Origin of the sequence: Pacificitalea manganoxidans (assembly GCF_002504165.1) — a bacterium.
Classification (GTDB): Bacteria; Pseudomonadota; Alphaproteobacteria; order Rhodobacterales; family Rhodobacteraceae; genus Pacificitalea; species Pacificitalea manganoxidans.
The window spans coordinates 1,884,992-1,906,531 of record NZ_CP021404.1; the positions used below are offsets into that span (position 1 = coordinate 1,884,992).

At 61.9% G+C, this 21,540-nt stretch carries 17 protein-coding genes and 1 pseudogene; 11 read left to right on the top strand and 7 right to left on the bottom strand.

The window, feature by feature from the left end; translation table 11 throughout:
• Positions 1–17: 17 nt before the first annotated feature.
• Genes CBW24_RS08635 through CBW24_RS08655 form a run of 5 tightly spaced genes read left to right on the top strand, consistent with a single transcriptional unit; the run spans position 18 to position 9,379 of the window.
• A complete protein-coding gene (locus CBW24_RS08635; RefSeq protein ID WP_097373342.1) occupies positions 18–3,023 on the top strand; it encodes a BPTD_3080 family restriction endonuclease in 3,006 nt (1,001 codons plus the stop codon).
• A complete protein-coding gene (locus CBW24_RS08640; RefSeq protein WP_097373343.1) occupies positions 3,020–3,946 on the top strand; it encodes a PDDEXK family nuclease in 927 nt (308 codons plus the stop codon). The genes CBW24_RS08635 and CBW24_RS08640 overlap by 4 nt, the downstream gene beginning before the upstream one ends.
• Positions 3,943–6,816, top strand: a complete 2,874-nt coding sequence (locus tag CBW24_RS08645) for a site-specific DNA-methyltransferase (RefSeq protein ID WP_097373344.1) — start codon at positions 3,943–3,945, stop codon at positions 6,814–6,816. The genes CBW24_RS08640 and CBW24_RS08645 overlap by 4 nt, the downstream gene beginning before the upstream one ends.
• Entirely contained in the window at positions 6,813–7,361 is a 549-nt protein-coding gene (locus CBW24_RS08650; protein WP_097373345.1) for a GIY-YIG nuclease family protein, read from the top strand. The genes CBW24_RS08645 and CBW24_RS08650 overlap by 4 nt, the downstream gene beginning before the upstream one ends.
• Positions 7,358–9,379: a 3'-5' exonuclease gene (locus CBW24_RS08655; protein ID WP_097373346.1), complete on the top strand. Its 2,022-nt coding sequence runs from the start codon at positions 7,358–7,360 to the stop codon at positions 9,377–9,379. Before CBW24_RS08650 ends, CBW24_RS08655 begins: the two co-directional genes overlap by 4 nt.
• Positions 9,380–9,516: 137 nt before the next feature.
• On the opposite strand, the gene CBW24_RS08660 is transcribed toward CBW24_RS08655, so the two are convergent.
• Both CBW24_RS08660 and CBW24_RS18630 read right to left on the bottom strand, forming a co-directional pair.
• Positions 9,517–10,083: a hypothetical protein gene (locus tag CBW24_RS08660; protein ID WP_097373347.1), complete on the bottom strand. Its 567-nt coding sequence runs from the start codon at positions 10,081–10,083 to the stop codon at positions 9,517–9,519.
• Between the two features lie 121 nt (positions 10,084–10,204).
• Positions 10,205–10,942: a hypothetical protein gene (locus CBW24_RS18630; protein ID WP_232529627.1), complete on the bottom strand. Its 738-nt coding sequence runs from the start codon at positions 10,940–10,942 to the stop codon at positions 10,205–10,207.
• A gap of 120 nt (positions 10,943–11,062) precedes the next feature.
• Here CBW24_RS18630 and CBW24_RS08675 point away from each other — a divergent pair, with 120 nt between their 5' ends.
• The 5 genes from CBW24_RS08675 to CBW24_RS08695 all read left to right on the top strand — a co-directional run bounded on the left by CBW24_RS08675 (position 11,063) and on the right by CBW24_RS08695 (position 15,525).
• Complete coding sequence (locus CBW24_RS08675; protein ID WP_232529635.1) at positions 11,063–12,376, top strand: hypothetical protein; 1,314 nt, start codon at positions 11,063–11,065, stop codon at positions 12,374–12,376.
• A 1-nt stretch (position 12,377) separates the two neighbouring features.
• Positions 12,378–13,718, top strand: a complete 1,341-nt coding sequence (locus CBW24_RS08680; protein WP_097373350.1) for a hypothetical protein — start codon at positions 12,378–12,380, stop codon at positions 13,716–13,718.
• A gap of 412 nt (positions 13,719–14,130) precedes the next feature.
• A complete protein-coding gene (locus CBW24_RS08685) occupies positions 14,131–14,541 on the top strand; it encodes a hypothetical protein (RefSeq protein WP_097373351.1) in 411 nt (136 codons plus the stop codon).
• Between the two features lie 171 nt (positions 14,542–14,712).
• Complete coding sequence (locus CBW24_RS08690) at positions 14,713–15,066, top strand: hypothetical protein (RefSeq protein WP_097373352.1); 354 nt, start codon at positions 14,713–14,715, stop codon at positions 15,064–15,066.
• A gap of 129 nt (positions 15,067–15,195) precedes the next feature.
• Entirely contained in the window at positions 15,196–15,525 is a 330-nt protein-coding gene (locus tag CBW24_RS08695) for a hypothetical protein (protein ID WP_157773168.1), read from the top strand.
• A 56-nt stretch (positions 15,526–15,581) separates the two neighbouring features.
• Here the strand turns inward: CBW24_RS08695 and CBW24_RS08700 are convergent, their stop codons facing one another.
• From CBW24_RS08700 to CBW24_RS08715, 5 genes are all read right to left on the bottom strand, one after another.
• The gene (locus CBW24_RS08700; RefSeq protein WP_097373354.1) at positions 15,582–16,790 is read right to left on the bottom strand and encodes a tyrosine-type recombinase/integrase; all 1,209 of its coding nucleotides are present in this window, start codon (positions 16,788–16,790) and stop codon (positions 15,582–15,584) included.
• Between the two features lie 154 nt (positions 16,791–16,944).
• Entirely contained in the window at positions 16,945–19,218 is a 2,274-nt protein-coding gene (locus tag CBW24_RS08705; RefSeq protein WP_097373355.1) for a hypothetical protein, read from the bottom strand.
• 364 nt (positions 19,219–19,582) lie between these two features.
• Positions 19,583–20,266, bottom strand: a complete 684-nt coding sequence (locus CBW24_RS18830; protein ID WP_097373356.1) for a tyrosine-type recombinase/integrase — start codon at positions 20,264–20,266, stop codon at positions 19,583–19,585.
• Positions 20,209–20,784: a hypothetical protein gene (locus tag CBW24_RS18360; protein ID WP_157773172.1), complete on the bottom strand. Its 576-nt coding sequence runs from the start codon at positions 20,782–20,784 to the stop codon at positions 20,209–20,211. The genes CBW24_RS18830 and CBW24_RS18360 overlap by 58 nt, the downstream gene beginning before the upstream one ends.
• Positions 20,781–20,945: an excisionase family DNA-binding protein gene (locus CBW24_RS08715; protein WP_097373357.1), complete on the bottom strand. Its 165-nt coding sequence runs from the start codon at positions 20,943–20,945 to the stop codon at positions 20,781–20,783. Before CBW24_RS08715 ends, CBW24_RS18360 begins: the two co-directional genes overlap by 4 nt.
• 273 nt (positions 20,946–21,218) lie before the next feature.
• Here CBW24_RS08715 and CBW24_RS08720 point away from each other — a divergent pair.
• Positions 21,219–21,527 (top strand): annotated as a pseudogene (locus CBW24_RS08720) (transposase); the annotation flags it as partial.
• Positions 21,528–21,540 lie beyond the last annotated feature (13 nt).

Below are 21,540 nucleotides of genomic sequence, written 5' to 3' on the forward strand. Positions count from 1 at the left end.
AGTATAGGAGTCTTTGGATGTCGCAGAGCTTTTTCGACGCCCCAATTTTGAATTCGCCCTACCGTGTTCCGGAGCGGAATTGGGAATTGGACAAGGATGGTCGTCCGACTGACCGCATAATCGAGCGGCGAAGAAAGTCAGATCTGATTTCGGCGATGCCGGGAGCGAAGGCGAAGGTCGGTAAACAGGCGAGCCTGACGTTCGATGACCTGTCGACGGAGGACGTGGATTACAACCCGACACCCTACATCAACGAATTGAGGGATGCAGTCGACACATGGCGCAACCTGCCTAACCCGGCGCAATGGCGCGTTTCTCCCGTCACCCAGAGGCTCTTGCAGCATTGGCGGGCGATTCAGGCAGATGAGACTGTACCGATCCGGCCCTTTTTCTGTCAGCTTGAAGCAGTAGAGGTCGCGATCTGGCTATCCGAGGTGGCCCCGAAGGACGGCAAGCGCGGTAAGCGCTTCCTCGAATGGCTGAAAGCGTCGAATGCGGCGGCCAATCCGGACCTGTTCCGTATCGCGCTCAAACTCGCAACCGGGGCAGGCAAAACCACCGTCATGGCCATGCTGATGGCTTGGCAGGTTCTCAATGCCGCGCGCTCGCCGTCATCCAAGAGCTTCGGGAAGGGCTTCCTGATTGTCGCGCCGGGCATAACGATCCGTGATCGCCTGCGCGTTCTCAAGCCTTCGGAGCCGGATAATTACTATGGCCGGCTAAATCTTGTTCCGTCCGATCTGATGACGGACATGCAGACCGCCAAGATCGTCATCACCAATTATCATGCGTTCAAGCTCCGGGAGAAGGTTATCCTGGCCAAGGGAACACGGGCGGCGCTGTCCGGCCATGGAGACGGTCCGCAGACGCTCGAAACCGAAGGTCAGATGCTCGCGCGCGTGATGCCCGAACTCATGTCCTCTGGCCCGATCACGGTGATCAATGATGAGGCGCATCACTGCTATCGAGAACGACCTGACGCCGAACAGGAGAAGTTGACCGGCGATGCGAAGAAAGAGGCGGAAGAGAACAGCGATGCCGCAAGGCTCTGGATATCCGGCCTCGAGGCGGCCAGGCGCCATCTGGGTATACGGACTGTCTATGATCTGTCCGCGACACCCTTTTTTCTGTCCGGTTCCGGTTGGGTGGAGGGCACGCTCTTTCCCTGGGTGGCCAGCGACTTCTCTCTCATGGATGCCATCGAATGCGGGATCGTGAAGCTGCCTCGTGTCCCCGTCGCCGACAACGTCGCAGGCCAGCCAGAACCGCTCTATCGCAACCTCTGGAGGGCCATCGGGAAAAAGATGCCGAAGAAGGCGCGCGGCGAAAAGAAGCCTGACCCTCTGAAGCTACCTCTGGAATTACAAACGGCCATCGACGCGCTATACGGCCACTACGAGAAGACCTACCGAGAATGGGAAAAAGCGGAGGTCGGTATTCCTCCGGTTTTCATCGTGGTCTGCAACAACACCACAAATTCAGAACTCGTCCGTGACTACATTGCAGGGTTCGAACGTGAGGACGAGAACGGTGTAATCGACACCGTTCAGGGTCGCTGTTCGCTCTTTCGTAACTACGCCGACGGCGGCGAGCGCCTCGACCGGCCGCGCACGATCCTGATCGATAGCTCCGCCATCGAATCCGGCGGCGAGGTCGACAAGGGCTTCCGTGAGGCCCATGCCGCCGAAATTGAAGCCTTTCGCCGCGAAAAGGCCGCGCGCGGCGAAGGCACGGACCAGATCGACGAGTCCGAAATCCTGCGCGAGGTGATGAACACAGTCGGCAAGAAAGGGAAGCTCGGCGAACAAGTGCGCTGCGTTGTGTCCGTCTCCATGTTGACCGAAGGCTGGGACGCCAACAACGTCACCCACATTCTGGGCCTGCGAGCTTTCGGCACGCGGCTTATCTGCGAACAGGTCGTCGGTCGCGCCCTGCGCCGCCTATCCTACGATGTGAACGAAGAGGGGCTCTTCACCACCGAATACGCCGACATCATGGGCATCGATGGGCTCAACTTTTCTGACGGCCCCCGCGTCGCGCCACCCACACCGCCGCGCGAGGTCGTGCAGGTCCGTGCCGTCTCGCCCGAGCGCGACCACCTCGAGATCGTATACCCACGGGTCGAGGGCTACCGGACGGACCTGCCCAACGACACGCTCGCCGTCGATTTCTCCAAGGTCGAACCTTACGAACTGACCCCGGCCAAGGCCGGAGCGACTGAGGTCACCATGCAGGGCATCGTCGGGGAACCAGCACACATCACGCTCGCCCATCTCGGCCAGATGCGCCCGTCCGAGATCGCGACCAAGATCGCCTCGCACTTGGTCATGCACAAGCTCCGAGACGCGGGCGAAACGCCGAAGACCCACCTCTTTCCGCGCGCCAAGCGCATCGTGCGCCAGTGGCTGGACAGTGACCGCCTGATCCTCTCCGGCGGCACACAGAAAGCGCAGCTGACCTACAAGCAGATCGCCGACGAGGTCTGCGATACGATCCTTCACGCCCTCACGGTCGGTCGCGAGGGCGATGCCGTCATTCGAGCCGTTCTGGAGCCCTACAGCCCCATCGGGTCAACCATGGACGTGTCCTTCAACACCTCCAAGGCCACGCGCTTCTGGCCACGTCCTGACCGGTCGCACATCAACTGGATTGTCACCGACAGCGACTGGGAGGCGAAGCTCGCAAAGGTCATCGAGGACCACCCGATGACCCGGGCCTACGCCAAGAACCACAACCTCGGCTTCGAAATTCCCTACCTCGTGGAGGGCGAGCCCAAACACTACCGCCCCGATTTCCTGGTCGCGCTGGACACACCCGAACCCACCACGCTGATCATCGAGGCCAAGGGCTTCCGCGATGCCAAGGACCGGCTGAAGGCCGAGGCCACGCGACACCAGTGGGTGCCCGGCGTCAACGCGCTCGGCCGCTACGGCCGCTGGGGCTATGCCGAGCTCCTCAATCCCTACCGCTATGCCGAGGATCTTGACCGGCTGATCGGACAGACCGTCGGAGAGCCTGCATGACGGATATCCAGTTCGGCCGCCTCGAAGACCTTCCCCTGCGCGAGGCCTGGAAGCATGAAGCTCTCCAGTTCACCCCGTGGCTGGCCGAGAACATCGAACACCTGTCGGAGGCTATCGGTGTCCAACTCGAGCTGACCGGCACCGAGGTTGCGGTCGAAACATTCTCGGCCGACATCCTGGCGCGCGACGAGGAAGACAACGTTGTCCTGATCGAGAACCAGCTTGAGACCACTGACCACACCCACCTCGGCCAGATCATGACTTACCTCGCGGGGCTCGAGGCGCAGACCGTTATCTGGATCGCGCCGGCATTCCGCGAACCGCACCTGTCCGCCATCCGATGGCTCAACGAGCACACCGCGGACGGATTTTCCTTCTTCGCCGTCAAAGCGCGTGTCGTCCGGATCGGCAACAGCCCTCTGGCTCCCGTCTTCGAGGTTGTCGAGAAACCCAATGACTGGGAGCGCAGTCTCACGCGCAGGGCGCGCCAGTCCAGCGCCCCGTCCGAGGTCGGTGAGAAGCGGCGCGCTTTCTGGCAGGCCTACCTCGACCGCGTGCCCGGAGCGGCCGAATGGGGGCTGCGCCCGCTGCGCCTCTCCTCGGCCTGGGTGCCCATCGAGGGGCTGGGCGAAGAAGCCTACCTGTCCCTTTGGGTGGGCAGCGAAGACTGCGGCGCGTTCATGCGCGGCGCCCGTGGGTCGGACGGGCAGAGTCTGATCGACAAGCTCCACCCGGATGCCGACAGGCTGGCCGCCACGCTCGGCGCCACCTTCGAAGGATCGAACGGCCACTTCCTGTGGAAACGCGCCGGGATGAGCTACAGCGATCCCGCACGCTGGCCGGACCTGATCGACTGGATGGAGCACACCCGGAAATCATACGAACAAGCGATCGGCGAGATCGTGACGAGGCGAGCAGAATGACCGACAAGAAAACCCAGATCGACCCCATCACCCACGACGACCAGCGCGTGAACATCCCCACGCCGGAACTCGCGCCCATGATGGACCCGGACGATGCCCGGCCCATCAAGGTCGCATACGAACAGCGCAACCCGGATCTCGACCCGCAGCTGATCTGGCGCGGCAAGGACATCGACCAGACCGAGATCACCGTCGACGCGCCGCCGATCTACCTGCAGGAACAGGTCCACCCCAAGGCGATCATCGAGGATCTGAGGGCAGGAGGGCAGCGCAACGGGCAGGGCGGCGGCGCGGACCTCTTCGACCATTTCGGCATCACCGACGACGACCGTGAGGCGGAGATCGAGTTCTACCGCCACCAGAAGAAATGGTCGAACCGGATGATCCTGGGCGACGGGCTGCAGGTCATGGCGAGCCTGGCCGAGCGCGAGGGGCTGAAGGGGCAGGTGCAGGCGATCTATATCGACCCGCCCTATGGCATCAAGTTCAACTCCAACTTCCAGTGGTCCACCGCCTCGCGCAGCGTTGAGGACGGCAAGTTGGAGCACCTGACCCGCGAGCCCGAGCAGGTGAAGGCCTTTCGCGATACCTGGCGCGACGGCATCCATTCCTACCTGCAATACCTGCGCGACCGGTTGGTTGTGGCGCGCGAATTGCTGACCGAGAGCGGATCCTGCTTCGTCCAGATCGGAGACGAGAACGTCCATCGGGTGCGGGCGCTGATGGATGAGGTGTTTGGAGAAGACAACTTTGTTTCTTTGATCACCGTCACAAAGACTGGAGGGCAAACCTCACGATATCTTGCCGGGGTCGCTGACTACGTGGTCTGGTTTGCAAAGAATGCCGACAACGCGAAATTCCGCAGGCCGCTCCAAGTTAAGGAGTTCGGTGGAGACGGCGCGGCCAAGTATCGTCTGATCGAGTTTCCTGATGGACACCGTCTCCATGTCTCCCAAGTCCCTGATTTCGATCCCGGATCGCAAGAGTTTCGGGTATTCAGGAAAGACACAATTACCAGTCCCAAGCCGCCGGGCAACTACCCTGTTCGAATGGGAGGCATCCGTTTTAATCCTGGAAGCAACTTCTGGAAAACCAGTGAGACAGGGATGGAACGCCTCTTGAAGGCCCGGAGGTTAGAGCAAGAGGGGAAGCGTGTTGCATACGTTCGATACCTTAACGACTATGGCGCATTTGAACGCGGGAACGTTTGGAATGATCTTGGAGGCATCCAGAGTCGAAGCGACCCAAAAATCTACGTGGTTCAAAGCAGTAGTTCGCTAATTCAACGCTGCCTCCTCATGACCACCGACCCCGGTGACCTCGTGCTCGATCCCACCTGCGGCTCCGGCACCACAGCCTATGTGGCCGAGCAATGGGGGCGGCGCTGGATCACCATCGACACCTCCCGCGTGGCCCTCGCGCTCGCCCGCGCGCGGATCATGGGCGCGAAATACCCCTGGTATCTGCTCAAGGATTCCGATGCAGGCCAGAAGAAGGAGGCCGAGGTCACCCGCTCCGCCCCCTCGACCGCCGACACCTACAACGATATCCGCCACGGCTTCGTCTACCAGCGCGTGCCGCACATCACGCTGAAGAGCATCGCCAACAACACCGAGATCGACACGATCTGGGAGGCGATGCAGCCCGCCGTCGAGGAGGCCCGCGCCGCGCTCAACGCTGCCCTCCATGGCCACCCCACACCCTTCGAGGTCGAAACCGGCGGCCGCAAGGGCAAGAAGATCGACTTCACCGCCTCGGGGGAGGTTGAGTTGCCCAGCGGAGAGATGGCCCCGACGAACGGCTTCATGGAATGGGAGATCCCGCGTGAGGCGCCGGACGGTTGGCCCGACGCGGCCAAGACGGCGCTGCAAGACTTCTGGAAGGCGCGCATCGCCCGCCAGAAGGAGATTGACGCCAGCATCGCCGCCAAGGCCGATCACGAATACCTCTACGACAAGCCCTACGAGGACAAGAAGCGCGTCCGCGTCGCGGGGCCCTTCACCGTCGAGTCGCTCTCGCCGCACCGCACCCAGGCGGTCAACGAACAGGGCGAGCTGATCGACGAAGCCGACGCCGCCAGCGGCAAGCGCAGGGCAGGGGAGCAGGAGGCAGAGAACTACCGCACCGCGATCCTCGAAAACCTGTCCAAGGCCGGCGTCCAGCAGGCCGGACGCGAGGATCGCATCGATTTCACCTCGCTCTCCGCCTGGCCCGGGGAATGGCTCGCCGCCGAGGGCCGCTACATGGAGGGCGAGACCGAGCGTCGCGCCGGCATCCTCATCGGCCCCGAATACGGCACCCTCCAGCGCGCCGACCTCGTGGCCGCCGCGCGCGAGGCGGCGGATGCCGGGTTCGACCTGGTGATCGCCTGCGCCTTCAACTTCGACGCGCACACGGCCGAGTTCCACAAGCTGGGGCGCATCACCGTCCTACAGGCCCGGATGAACGCCGACCTGCACATGGCGGGAGACCTGAAGGCGGGCGGCGGCAACCTCTTCGTGGTCTTCGGCGAGCCGGACATCGAGATCGTCGAAGAGGGCGACAAGCTGCGCGTGCGTCTCCTGGGCGTCGACATCTTCCGCCCCGCCACGGGCGAGGTGTCGTCCTCGGACCCTGACGAAATCGCCTGTTGGTTCATCGACACGGATTACGACGAGCAGAGCTTCTTCGTTCGCCACGCGTATTTCCCGGGGGCAGAGATCCCTTACAAGCAGCTCAAGACGACGCTGAAGGCGGAGATCGACGAGGAGGCCTGGCAGAGCCTGAAACGGACGGAGTCCCGGGCGTTCGCACGGCCGAAATCTGGGCGGATCGCGGTGAAGGTGATCAACCACCTCGGGGACGAAGTGATGAAGGTGATCGGGGTATGATCAAGAACTACGGGCTATTCTGGAGAAGAGACAGTGTCCACTGGAATTATGGTGGAGGCCGGGCAGACGAACCGGGCCATCTGAAAGGTGTTCGGAATGTTGAGCGCCAAGCATTGGTTGTCGATTTCAGAGAGCAGGCCGGGATCTACTGCCTATACGACGATAACTTCAGATTACTATACGTGGGGCAGGCGGGATTCGGAAACGCGACGCTATTTGGCAGATTAAAGATTCATACTCAGAAAAATTTGGCCGAGCGTTGGACCAAATTCTCCTGGTTTGGCCTTAAAGGTTATGAGGCCACTGAGAGTTCCGTTTCTCACCTGAGGAATGCGAAATTCAAAAAAATGGAAATATCTGAGGTCCTGAACAGCCTTGAGGGGATCCTTATCGTGGGTGCTGAACCTCCGCTCAATCGGCAAGGACCAAAATTCGGTACTGCTGAAAAGTTCTCGCAGTATTTCGACGGCGACAACGTTTATCCGCCTATCACTGAAATGGTTCAGGAAATCTATGACCATACAGTTCCGGACGAGGAAGAATGACCTTCCGTATCGCCGACACCTTCTCCGACGCGCTCACGAAGCTCTCAGGCCAGGAACAGAAGGCCGCGAAGACCGCGGCCTTCGACGCGCAGATGAACCCCGACAACCCGGGCCTCCAGATGCACCGCGTCGACCGGGCCAAGGACCCGCATTTCTGGACCGCGCGGGTGAATCGCGATGTTCGACTCGTCCTGCACAAGAAGGACGGCGCCACGCTACTTGCGTGGGTCGGCCACCATGATGACGCCTACCGCTGGGCCGAGCGGCGCCGGATCGACGTGCATCCGAAAACGGGTGCGGCGCAGATCGTCGAGATCCGAGAGACGGTCGAAGACGTGATCATCCAACGCTACGTCGAGGAAGCGGTCAAGAAACCTCGTCTCTTCGCCGACGAGGACGATGACACGCTGCTGTCTTGGGGCGTGCCCCAGGATTGGCTGGAAACGGTGCGCGATGCCACCGAGGATACGGTGCTGGACATCGCGGGCCACCTTCCCGCAGAGGCCGGCGAGGCGCTATTGCAGGCAGCCACGGGCGAGCGTCCAGCGCCCGCACCGCACGCCGAGGATCCCTACGAACATCCTGATGCCGCGCGGCGTTTTCGCCTCACGACCACTGAGGCCGATCTGGCCGCCGCGCTCGAGGCGCCTTGGGAGCGATGGGCTGTCTGGCTGCACCCGGCCCAGAAGGAATTCGTGGACCGGGACTTCAATGGCCCGGCCCGGGTGATCGGCTCGGCCGGGACCGGCAAGACGGTCGTTGCCTTGCACAGGGCGGCCCGGCTGGCCCGCGAAGATGCTGCGGCACACATCTTGCTCACTACCTTCAATCGGCGGCTGGCCGATGGCCTTTCGGCGAAACTGCCCATGCTTCTGCCGGATACGGCAGTTAGAGGCCGTGTAACGACCCGCGCGTTGGGGGAACTGGCACACAATCTTTATGTCGAAGCCTTCGGCCCGGTCGAGGAGGCAACATCCGATGATGTCGCCAAGGCCTTGGCTGACGCCGCCGCGGCGGCAGATGTGAGCGTGGACCCTGGATTCTTGCAGGACGAATGGCGTCTCGTTGTCGACGCCTGGGCGGTGGTCGACCGCGATGCATACCGAGATCTGCCGCGCCTCGGCCGGCTCACGCGCATGGCGGCCTCACGCCGGGATGCGCTGTGGGACGTCTTCTCCGATGCGCGCGCCGCGCTTGAGGGCCAGGGCAAGCGAACCCACGCCCAGATGCTTCACGCTCTCGCGGGGCAGTATCGTGGAGGTGCGCCGCGGCCGTTTACCCATGCGGTCGTGGACGAGGCACAAGACATTTCTGTGCCGGAACTGCATTTTCTGGCTGCCATTGCCGGAGAGCGGCCGAACGGCCTGTTCTTCGCCGGCGACATCGGCCAGCGAATCTTTCGTGCGCCATTCCCCTGGAAGGCTGCCGGGGTAGATGTGCGGGGACGATCGCGCAGCCTGAAGGTCAACTATCGAACATCGCAACAGATCCGTAGCCAGTCCGACCGGCTGCTGCCCCTCAGCTTGACTGAGGCAGACGGCAACGAGGATCGGCGCACTGGCGTCGTGTCGCTATTCGATGGCCCGACACCGGAAATCGCCGAATTCCCGGATGTTGATGCAGAGATCAAGGCTCTCGCCGGCTGGCTCGCCGGCTTGGCTGAGGAGGATTTCACAGAGCGGGAGGTTGCGCTCTTGGTTCGAAGCGAGGACGAGCTTCCCCGTGCGAAGGCCGCCCGGGACACCTTCCGATCGCTGACTGGCGGCGATGAACGACCGGAAATTCGCGTTATGCACGATGCGAAGGGGGCCGAGTATCGCGCCGTCGCAGTCATGGCATGCGACGAAGATGTGATCCCCAAGGAAGATCGCCTTCTCGAAGCGCGAGATGAGGCGATGATCGAGGAAATCATGGCGACGGAACGCCATCTTCTTTATGTCGCCACCACCCGGGCGAGGGAGCGTTTGTGGGTTTCCGGTGCAGGCCGCGTCTCCGAATTCCTCGAGGACCTCCTCTGATTGCCGTTGACCGGTCTGGCGGATGGGTTTTCTGACGGGCCGGTCTGCTTGCATTGCCCGTAATGTCCACAGCAGCAGAATGGGCTTCGCCTACCCCTTTTCGGGCAGAGGAGTGGCATGCTGAGTAAGCGTATCCTTCAAAACGCGAACATTTCCTCCCTGAAGTCCTGACGTTTTTCGAGCTCTGTAACTCGTGTCAATAGGACCGAATTCCGCTCTTCCGTCTCATGGAGTTGGTCTTGCATGGCTCGCGCCGCTTCTTCGAGCGCGGCAACCTCTTCCGCCTGTTGATCGAGCTTCATCAGCAGGTCACGAATTTGCGCACGCTGGTTCGCCAGGTCCATGTCCTTCTGCGTGACCTTCTGTTCGTTGACACGACGGAGTTCATCATGTTCGCGGCCCAGGTGCAGCAGGATCGCGGCCTCCACAGCTTGGCAGATTTCTCGGACTGCATTTCGACTCGTTTCAGGCAAGGCCGCGATCAGACGCGCGGATTGCTGATGTTCCCGTTCATTGAGAAGCCGCTGAACCTCCTTTTCGAGACTCTGGGCGTTGATCCCGGGCGGCACGTCGAGGTGGACGCACATCGCTTTCTTCACGGTCTCGCCGGTCGGGGTGTCGCCGTTTCTCTCGACGATATTGATACCCTCGAGCACCTGCGCCTCGGTGTATTTCGGGGGGCGGCCAGTCTTCTTCTCAGTCATAGTTATTCCTCGTTGGGTTTCGCAAAGTCTTTGCGAAACCGGGTTTGTCAAAGGTGCCGCTTCGCGCTGAGGAGTATGTTGGATCGTTCGGCACCGCGAAAAAGAAAAACTGGGGCGGATTTCAGGTGCCGCAGGATGCTTGCATGTCCGGCCATAGCCGCTGTGCCTGTTTCAACGCGTCTTCGGGCGACGATAGCACGATTGCCGGAATGGAATGGCCGCCGCCGGGCTTACGGAGCGCAAGCAGAGTCAGCGGCCAGCCATTCCGTTTAGAAACGCGTCCGCAGAGCGCGACGAGGTGATCGGTTGGCCTGCCGCGTCGGAAACGCTTCGCTACCTCGTCTGTTTTGAAATCGCGCGGAAGGTCAGCGGCCAGTCCGCCAGCCGACAGACGCGTGCCGCAAACAGGCCGCCGACGTAACGCCCTCAGGGCCGCTTCCATCCGGATGAAGCCTGCCGGATCAGGCTCGTGTTCGAGTCCGCGGGCGAGTTGATTGAACGCGACAAGCCGGGTGACCGGAAAGCCTGGCAGAGGCAGGCTGCTCAGAATCACGACCCGTTTGCTCCGCACCGGGGCAACGAGGCGCAGCCTGGCGATCGCCTGGAGCGTCCCGCACTCGCGTGTCTGCGCGATGACGGCGTGGACTCGGGGATCGGGGTGCGTGTGGCATTTTGCCGGAGGATCTGAGCCCGCGCGAGCGACGACAAGGCCATCAAGTTCATCGTCGAGAACGAGGGGTTTGCCGACAGCGGCGCGCTTTTCACCACCAGCACCCACAGGCCGTTTCTCCTGGTTCGGGCACGGGCTCGCCTTGCCCTGCCGGACCTCGACCAGGCAGAGTTCGACCGGCTCTGGCACGACGCGACGCCGGATGGTCGCAAGTCGCTACGGAAGTTTGCGCAGCGCATTGTCGAGCTGCGACGCGGACACAATCGCTGGCCGGAGCTTGCGGGCCTGCTGCCACGCCAGGATTTCGTCGTGCCGGCCGCCTCCGACCGGGCGCGCCGCATTCCCTGGGAGTCGCTGCCCGCCGATTTCCGTGCAGATGCGGAGGAGGTGTTCCGCCAGACCCTGCGCCAGCCAGCCGACATGAAAGAATGGGCCAAGGAGCAGATGCGACTTGGCCGGTCGGCCATCGAGATCGATGCGGAGATTGCCGCGCGCGTCGGTGACAAGAAGAAAAAGCTGCCCAAGAACATTGAGACCGCGCTGGCTGGCTACCGGCAGGCCACGACATGGCTCCTGCGCGAGAGCCATGCGCCGGAGACCGGGTTCGCGGGCCTCGGGACGTTGCGCGACGCGTTCACCACCGACGCGCTGGAAGCGGCCTGCGCCGCGCAGATTGCGCGGAGCGCGGCGTCTCCTACGCTGAAGGATGCGGACGAAAGCTCGACGCTGTGGTCTCGGTTCACGAACCTAACGACGATCGCGCGGCACGGTCTGCGCGATCCCGAGATCCTCGCGCGGATCCGCCTCGTGCGGCTGTTCCATGCGGACTACGTGTTGTCGCCGATCGAAATGACCGCAGACGCGGAGGCGATCTGCAACCGTCTGCGAAAGTCCCCGCATCTCGCAGCGGCCTTCGTGAACGCCCCCGCCCGGCTCGGCGACATCTCGACCGAGGAACTCGCGGCGGCATCGACCGACTTCGAAAAGGATCGTGCGCTCCGACTCTCCGCCTGTGCCGCTGCCTACGCGATCCAGGTCAGCCGGGCGCTGCGGCCGGCCAACCTGTTCATGACCCGTCGCCGGGCGACGCCGGGCTGCCCGCGCAATCTGACATGGATTGCGGACCGGGAGCATGCTGAGATCCGATTTTCCGGAGGCGAGGTCAAGAACGGGGAAACTCTGGTCGTCAACCTGCTCGGAGACGACGCCAAGGTGCTCTGGCAGTGGGACAAAGTCGACCGACCCAAGCTGATGAAGCTGCGCGACCTCGGCGACTCGCCCTATCTGTTTCCGGGCACAGCCGCACCCCGTTTGCGGAAATCAGCGCTGAACCTCCCCAGTGGCTGCATGTCCGTCGCATCGATCCTGGAGCTGTGGGATCTCGGCGACCGCCAGCTCGGGCTGGGACTGACGCCGCATCAGTGCCGGCACGCGCTTGCGACACTGTTCCTGGCCGTGAACCCCGGCGCATTCGCAACCGTGGCGTCCGTTCTCGCGAACACGGAACAGGTCGCGAAACGGCACTACGGAAAGGACAGCGGTGAAGCGGCGGCCGTGGCCGTGCGCGCAGCACTGCTTGAGCGGCACCCGGCCATTTTTGCGCGCATGCAACGGAGGACATGAAATGAAAACCAGGCTCGACGCGACACTGAAAGATGTACCGGCCGCGATCCGCCGCGCCATGCTCGAGGACGCGCCGCAACTCGAGCCGGGTGCGGCGCAGGTGATGGGTCGTTTCTGGTCGGCGGTCCGGGCAGGCAAGGGCAGTCTCGCCATGCCGCCCGCGGAGGCTTACCGGGACGCGGCCGCTTCGGAGTCGACATTTCGATGTCTGCTGCGCGCGCTCGCGCGATACGCGCCGCATGTGTCGACTGCCTTGGCCAAGGTCGTCAGCTACGAATGGTATGCCCGGCGACAGAACCCGGCCGCGAAGGTCGCGCCGACCGTTGAGACGACCATCGGCGCGGCCTGGCCCGAGACGTGGCGGCGGATGAAGCCGGACCTCGACGACGCTCGAATAAAGACCAGCACCAGGCAGCGCTACATCGCCAGCATCGAGCGATGCGCCACGATCGTCGCGGAAGGTCTCGCGTCCGAGGCGCATGGCTTCGTCGCTGCGCGCGAACTGTCTGAAGCGTTTGTGTTTCACCCCGACCCGGAACGGCGCGTGAAGCCGGTCACGGCCGCGAACTACCTCGAGGGCCTGATTGCCATGCGGGTCATCTCGCGCGACCTCCGGGACCAGGCCGAACTGGCGGAGAAGAACAAGTATGAACGGCTGTCGCGACTCATGGAACGCGGAGGCTATGCTCATGTCGCCGACAGGATCCGCGAACTCAGGGAACGCGCGCATGACCTGCCGGCACATAGCGCAGCGCGACGCCGCTGCATGCAGCAGGCGGTCGTCTGCGCGGTCATCATGAACAAGCCGCCGCGCAAGGGCGATCTCGTATCCTGGCGCTTCGGTCATCAGATCGTCCGTGAGATCGACGGAACTTGGCGCGCCGAGTGGGCGCAGGAGAAGACCCGGGCCGAGGCGGAAACGGGGGCGATCTGGCCCGAGATCTGCGAAATCCTCGACGAGTGGATCCTCGACGGGCGGCCCGATCGCCTCATCCATATCCGCTACCAGGAGCTTGTCGGCAGCAACTGGTTATCGCTCGATCACAGCCAGCCCTACCGGAATCTGCCGACCGAACTTACAAAGGCTGCGATTGGTGTCCCCTCACACGAGCTGAGGACCCTTGCCGCGGACTACATGCGTCGTCACGACCCGGCACGTGCCGCCGATGTCATTGCGACCCATCTGGGGCATGGCACGCGAAAAGCCGGCAAGGCTTATCGGGCCGAGTGCGAAGGGGCGGCGGGGGAGGCGATCTGGCAAAGGGTGCGAAAGACCATTGCGGCGCAGTCGGAAAAATCAACCGGCCATCACAAGGCTCGGAACCGCGCGCCGCATCTGTAGCCTCGCCATGGTGTCTGCCTGACAGCAAGCGCGGAAGAATTTGGAAGAGCGGATCGTCCCCGATGGATCGCGGCCATCCGGGTGAGGCCGCGATCGACGAGGCCGAGCTGATCGGCATGAAAGCTGCAGCACGAGACGCGATACGAATGGTCTCGGATGGCAGTCCCGCAGGATCCGCGAGTGACAATACGCAGCAAGATATTCGTGCACGAGCCTTCGGTCTGCGCGCCCCTCTGCCTGAGGGCGCGCCGCCTGCGCCTCGCGCGCCAATACAGAAGGAACGGGTTCGATACTACTGTCACTCTCCTGGCTGCTACCGAAGAGAGTCGAGCCCCGCATCCCGCCCCGAAGAAAGGAGAAATCAGGGCGCTTGAAGCGGACACGGACTGTCCGCGACAGAAGGACCTGACCAATGCCCAACATCACCCCCTCACGGTCTGCAGGTACAATCGCGATCCGGACAATACGGAGGTTTGTCGTCGACCACCTCGAAGACCTCTCGGAGGCATCACTGCTGCTCGGCGGGCCGGCGGCGCAGCGCCGATTTCTGCGCTTAGTCTCGCGGCTTCGACAGGCGTCCCACCTCGGGCCCCACCTGCGGCGCGAGATCCGCTGGTTTCATGGATTGCTGACCCTCGAGCTGGTCGGCGATCCGGATGCGACCGATCCTGGCCACTTCTGCGACATCCATCCCGATGATCTCGTGGTCACCGGAATTTGCCGCCTTGCGGACGCAATGACCGAGGTTCTGTGTGCTCTGCCGGACGCGTCGGCGCCTGCGGACACGCCGGCGGCCGCGAGGCCAGCTCGCGACGCGGCCTGATCTCTCCCGCCGGCCCTCTGGGCCGGCTCTTGAAGGCGCCGTGTGGTGCGGCGCCAGCGAATGATTTCTGGAGAGACTGGATGAACGACATACAACTCTATGTGATGCCAATCGAAGAGCTTGGCCGCGCGGACAATCGTGGCCTGCAGGGCTCTTGCCGAGGACCTGCCCGTGAACCTACTGTCCGCAGATGCACATCAGCATCGTCATATCCGCGGCCTGCTGAACGACATCTCTGGCGATGATCCAGCTGGTCCGCGTGCGCTGCAGTCCGTCGATCTGCTCGCGGGCATTCTCTGGGCAGAACACGAGACGGAGACGCTCGGCTACGAGGACGTGTTCGAGGGGGAGAATGACCCCGAATACGGAGCCGCTGGTGCGGTCTACAGGCACCGGGTTCTCTCGGAGCGCGGGGAAGCGATCGAGGCTTGGTCCAACAAGCTTCGTTATCTCGCGCGCATGATGCGGATCCTCGACGCGCGCCTCTGTGGCGAGCGGATGGTCAATCGTAGGTTCGCGGGCTGATGCATAACGGTGACAGCACGACAGCGCGTCTCCGCGTTCCTATCGCCTCGGCGTTCGGCGCGAGCTCCCATGGTGAGTAGGAATGAACCGTTCACCGGGGACCGCCGCAGGATTGCCGACGACTTGGGCATGGTCTGGGCTTGGTGCGAACATATTCATCCCGATCTAAGGCCATTCACCCTCGTCGCAGGTGTTTTCGATCTCCAGGATGGTCGTTTCGGCGTCGAGCCCGGTATCGAGGAAACTGAGTGGTATTTCGAGTGCGGTGTCGTTCGGGTGGCGGCGCTCGAAGCGCTCGGCACGCTCGGCTATCTCGAAGCGCCGGCAAGATGGTATGCCCGATATCCAACCGCCTTCATTTTCGCGCGGCGGCTTTCCGCACATGAGACCCTGCGCGCGTTTGCCCGTTTTCAGAGCAGGGGGCTCGTCGCGCAAAGGAGTTGCCGAAGACGAGAATGATGCGGAATCATGCAGAAGGCCCGGGGCATGTACCCGGGCCTCCTCCTGCCTATGGTTCAGCGGTTCGGGCCGACGATGTCCGGAAGGCCCGCGCCAGCCTTGGATAGCGCCTGCTGGACGGTCTGAAGCAGGCTGTCGTTGAGAAATTTGCTCCACGTATCTCGAGACACCTGACCCATAACGTTTCTGACCACGGGATCCGGGCATTCCTGTTCGAGCAGTGTATGATGCAAGGCTCTCCGGAAATCGTGAGCGTGAAGGGCCGAAGCATCGATCCCGTGCGTCTCGCAGTAGCGAATGAAATCCTTCCGGAACCGCGTGCTGCCCGACCCGGGCCGACCTTCCGCAAGTTGCGGGAACAGCAGTGTCTCCTTCTGGTCGCGCCGCAGCTCGAACAGATCGACGAGGCCAAGATCCTGCAGCCTCCGAGTGACAGGGATCTCCCGGCGGGCCGCTGGTGTCTTCCCGTAACGATCAATGCAGATGACCGGCATACCGTCACGATATTGCAGATCCCGGATCGTGAGGTGGACGGCTTCGTCGAGCCGCAGGCCCCCGAGGCGCATCAAGAGTGGGATCCAGAACAGCGGGTCCCCGACATTCCTCATGTCTCCCTTGAACATCGGCGAAGACAGGTAGCACTCGACTGCTTCAGACCAGTCACGGGTCTCGGATAGGCGCTCCTGCTGCCGCAGACGGGCCTCCTCAGCCGTCGACCAGGAGCAGACATCGAACGGGTTCGCCTCTGCGAGCTCGAGCTCGGCAAGGAAATCGCCAACCTGGCGTGCGGCCCGCCCGATCTTCAGGAATGTCGTGACGCCGATGCGCTGAGAAACAGTCGCTTCTTCTCTGATTTTGCCTTCATTTTTGTCGCCGGCAAAACGGCGTTTCCCGTGGCCTTTCGGCAGGTTTCGGATTTTTTCCAGCGCAAGGAGAACATCTTCCCGCTCGATGTCGTAAAAGAACGGACTCCCAAGGGCCCGCGTCCAGACACGCTTTGCGCTCTGGGTATTCGCACCGCTGATCCGGCGCCAGTGTTCACCACGAGCGGCATCGAGCCGTCGGATACCGAGACGATAGCCCACCGACCGCGCCTCTATATAGAGGTCGAAGGCCGTCTCGAGGCAAATCTGCAGTTCGCCTGCAAGCATCGCCTTCGATTGTTCAGTAAGATCGGCCGCTTCGAGAAGGTGCCTGGTGGCCCATCGATTGGCCGTTTCCGGGCCGAACGTTGCTTCAAATTCGGTTGCGAGGATATCGCGCATTTCCTGTAGCTCCGTGAGTGTTGGAATGCCGCCCCTATGCCCCGGATCTCTCGGAAAATTTTGACCTAAGTAAAAATTTCAAAAATGAGTTTCAGCGACCTGTCACGAACTCGTGAGTTTGCCCCTCCAGAATGAACCGGGAGAGACCGTGCCCTCAGGCCGGCCGACGCCGAAACCCGACGACATTGCCGTGATTGTCCTTTGTCTCAGTAGGCACGGGCTTAGGAGCTGCGGCCTTGGGCTCGGCGAATGGGCTCTTGATCCTCGAGATATCCAGCTTGATACGGCTGATGACCTCGTGGAGCGTCTTTACCCAGATCTCGCGCGAGTAGGAGCCGTCACCCTCGTCAACAGGCTTCTCGTGCCCCATGAGGCGCCGGCGCACCATGTCGGGGCAGAGCAGGTTGCCGAGGTCGTTGTGGAATGTCGTGCGGAACGCATGGAAGTCGAGCCCGGGCCAGTAGCAGTCGTTCGCCTTGCGGTAATAGCCGAAGGTCTTGCTGAAGAGTTCGGAGAAAGTGTCCTTGGTTTGGCCTCGGTTGAGGTTCGGGAACAGGCGCGATTGGTTCTGCCGGCGCCGCATCTCGACGAAGCGGAGAAGACCCAGCTCGACGAGCTTCGGGTGCACGGCGATGCGACGCTCCCCGGCGGAGGACTTCACGTGGTTGCCGGTCACGTTGCGCACCGTGAAATACGCGATGCCGTTCTCCGAGCCGAAATCCTCCGGCCCGAGTTGCAGGATTTCCTCCGCGCGACAGCCGGCAAGGCGGGCGATGAGGGGTGCCCAGAACAATGGATAGTCCTCCTCCGCGCACTGCCCCTGGTAGACCGGAGACGCGAAGAGATTCTGGATCTTGTCGTCCCAGAGCATGCGGGAGCGGTCTTCCTCGTTCGCCTTCATGTCCTTCTCCTCGTCGTTGGTCCAGGAACAGATCTCGAATGGATTCTCCTCGATGAGCTTCATGGCCTTCAGCATCTTGCCGACCCGGTTCGCCATACGGCCATGACGGAGGAAGGTGGCGACACGAAGCCTGGGGATCTTCGCATCGAGTTCCGCGCGTTCGAGTTCGGCCGGCGTCACCTTGCCTATTGCGGCCAGAACTTCCTTCGTTGCGATCGCCGTGGCCAGTTCCTGCTCGTCGGCACGCTCGACGAGATCGCGGAAACCCTTCAAACTGAGAAGGTTCTTCTTCTTGCCGTGGTATTTGGGGATCCGGCGAATGACATTCAGGACACCGTCGACTTCTGTCCAGTCGATCTGTTTGAACGGTTGGTTGCCCAGGACATCGACCCAGATGTCGCGTCCCTTCCTGGCGTTTCCACCGGACGTCCGTTTCCAGTTCTTGCCTTTATCCGGAAAGCGCTTTTGGCAGGTCCCGAAGAGGTCTCCATATCCGAGCTCCTTGAGTTCGAAATAGAGATCGAAGGCCTCGCGGAGCTCAATATTGGGACCTTTCGCCAGGGCGGCGCGCGCCTCGTCCGAGAGGAGCGATTGATCGATCAGGATCTGGGGCTCCTCCCGTGGCATCGCGGAGCGCATCGGCGTCGTCTCCTGCGCCTTGGCGGGGGGAACGGGTGCGCGTTCCTGGGGAGAGGGCGCATGGGAGGTATTCTTCTCGACAATGGGTGCTGCGGTTTCGGGCTCGACGCCGGGCGTCTCGACCTGGTTCTGAGCCGGAGAGGCCACCAGTGGCTCGGCAGGGGCGGTGGCCGACGGGATGGTTGACACCGGCACCGAAACCGCACCAGGCGCAGCTGCTGCCGGCATCGTCAGGGCGGGCGCGTGCGATTGTGCGACAACCTGGGGCAGGACAGCGCCCGGGGCGGCCGAGCGGCTCGCTATCACCGACCGGAAGATCGGCGTCACCTCCTCGTAGGTCCCGACCTCGCGCTTCTCCCGTTCGCGGGACACGTCGAGCATGACCCGCAGAGCCTCGAAGGCGAGGGCACGCCAGTTCGAGCTGGTCTCGTCGAGGGTCACGCCGAGGCGCCGCGCCATCTCGCGCAGGGGATCCGTGACCGGCGTCCGGTCACCGAGCGCCAGGGCCCGGCGCAACATGTCCTGGGTCGCGCGCTCGGTCTGCGCCGCAAAGTTCGCCGCCGTCTCGGAACGCGGTTCGGCCGACGCCCGCAGGGCCTCGTGGGCGGCGATCTGGCAGCGCGCCAATTCGGTCAGCAATGTCACGTGCTCGGGGCTCAGATGATCCACCGGTCTCTCCGTCGTCAGCGCGACGGCCAGGTCCGTGAGTGCCGTGAGGGCGCGGACGCGGCATGTCGCTTCGGAGAGGACTTCGGTCCGAAGGCTGAGACAGATGGCCGAACTTTGACCAGGGTTCGATATCTCGACCCAGGCCTTCGGCAGACGGCGCCGGAAGAAGTAGCCCGAGGGGCGTTTTTCGAGGTGGGGGGTGTGTGCGACTCCGGCCATGGCAGGTGCTCCGAAAACGGTTCCAGGGCATCCGGGAGTCGGGATCCGTGCACCGGTTCGGGCACGCGTTTGTGCACCAATTTGTGCACGTGCACGCGTGGCTCCGACTCCGGTCGGGGCCCAACAAATGAAATCAACCACTTAGGGGATCTTGGCTCCGGCGGTAGGGACCGAACCTACGACCAATTGATTAACAGTTCTAATTCGGCATGCTAATGTAGGTTGATTAAGCGAATATAGGAGCTTTGGGCGAGGCCTTGCGCCGCTCAGTTTCGTTTCCACCACCTAAACTGGTTCCTTGAACCTACGAACAAATGATAGAAGCACGCGCTGCCGGCAGGCAGCCCGTGCTTCAAAAAACTGACTACTTGTCCTTCAAAAAATCGACCGACTCGGCCTCACGCCGTAGGTGCTGCGGTGCGAACCGAGCGTAGATCCTTTCAGTAACGGAGACCGATGAGTGCCCCAGATACTGCGAGACCCGCGCCATGTCGCAGCCGCTCGCGACCATATGCACGGCGGCTGTGTGCCGCAGAACATGGGGGTGGGTATCGTCGAGTTTTGCTCGCTCCGCCGCTTGGCGAAAGGACTTATATATATTCTTCACTGGCCCTCCTTTGTATTCCACAATCCAGTCGGTGTCACATTGACTTCTCCAATCCAGCAGGAGGTTGTAGATTCTGTCATTTAGCGGGACGAATGCCCGCTGCTTGGAGTGAGGGTTCTCGGATGTCCGGAGGTTCAATGTTCTCTGGTCAAAATCCACATGATCCCAACGTGCTTCCGATATCGCAGTAACGCGTCCCGCTGTGGATAGCATCATCACGACTGCGACGTGTAGATGTGGTGTTTGCTCGCATGCGTTTAGCAAGCGATGAATTTCCGATCGATCCAGCCAGCGGTCACGAGGCTTGGAACGGGGAGGCTTTTTCAGCTTTACCGGCTTATTGATAAGGTTCTTGCCGTATGCATGGTTTAGAACAACCTGTATTAGATTGATCTCCCCATGAAGAGTGTCCGGCGCCGGCGGCCTCCCGTTTTTCTCGATAAATTTTTGCGGCGATCCTCCAGATAATCCGAAACGACATCGTCGTCAATTTGGAGAGGGTGATATTGCTTCAGTGCTGGACCGACAGTTTTCCAGACGCTATCGAGTTCGCTCCCGGTTCGTCGATCGCCCAGATAACGGCGGTAACGTTTCCAAATGTCCTCGAATGTCAGCTTGTTGCCCTTCAGCGCAAGCTGGGACTCATAGACCCTCCTACCTTCGGCCCATGCTTCGGCTTTATTCGAAGCGTTTAAGCGGAATCGACGGCGGGATTTTTCAACGCCTGGCTCTTCATACCAGTATACCACATACCGCCCTTTTAGTTTTCCAATATTTATCGGAGACATTTTTCGATCTCCATGATCGAGCTGAGCGGGATCCGGATCAAGATTTGGCCCGACGCGCTTTGCTGGCAATTTTCCCTGCGCAACGAGGTTGCGAACGGTGTTCGCGGAGCACTTCCAGCGGATGGCCAATTGCGTTGGGCTGAGGGGTCTTTCCATATTGCGATCCATCATTCGTTGCCCTCCGCTTTCTCTACTGCGGCATAGGGAATGCGCATCAAGCGCCCCACGCGGAATGCCGGCAGCTCGCCGTCTGAAATAAGTTTACGGACCATGGTCGCGCTGCAGCCCCAGCGGCGGGCGACGTCGTCGGGTGTCAATATTCTTGCTTCCATTTACTTCCTCGACGTATTACGTTCAGAGCTTAGCCCCGGTGCGACCTGAGTGATCGCGACAAGATTTTCGCGGGCCGAATGGGTTGGTTCGGCGCCGAAAAGCGAAAATTACATTGGCCAGATTTCGGAATCCGAAGGCCAGAATCGCACATTTTGTGCTAAGCCGCTGAAATATACGGAAACTTTGTAGCTTCTGGCCCTATGTTGGGCCTGCGCTGGGGGCTGCCACATGGTGTAGGCGGGGGACATCCGCTCATCCCCGGGTCAGGACCCCCGGAGACCGGCGCTCATGTGAATATTGCCGAAGCAGTGATGTTCCAGGTTCAGCGCGCTCTGGTCCGCGTCTATCACAACCTCGGTCGACAGCACCTCCAGCGATACCTCGATGAGATCGTTTGGCGTTGGAACCATCGCGACCCCTTCCGGGAAGTGGTCAAGCAATGGACCTCGAGAGCTGGTGTAGAGCGCGAGAAATCCACGACGATCTGAAAGCCGATCCCGGTGGTCGATCAGATGCGCGTTTTGCTTCAGGGGGCTGTCGGAAAGCAGCTGCGGCGCTCGAAGGAATACGGGCTATGCTAGCCTTGATGCCAGC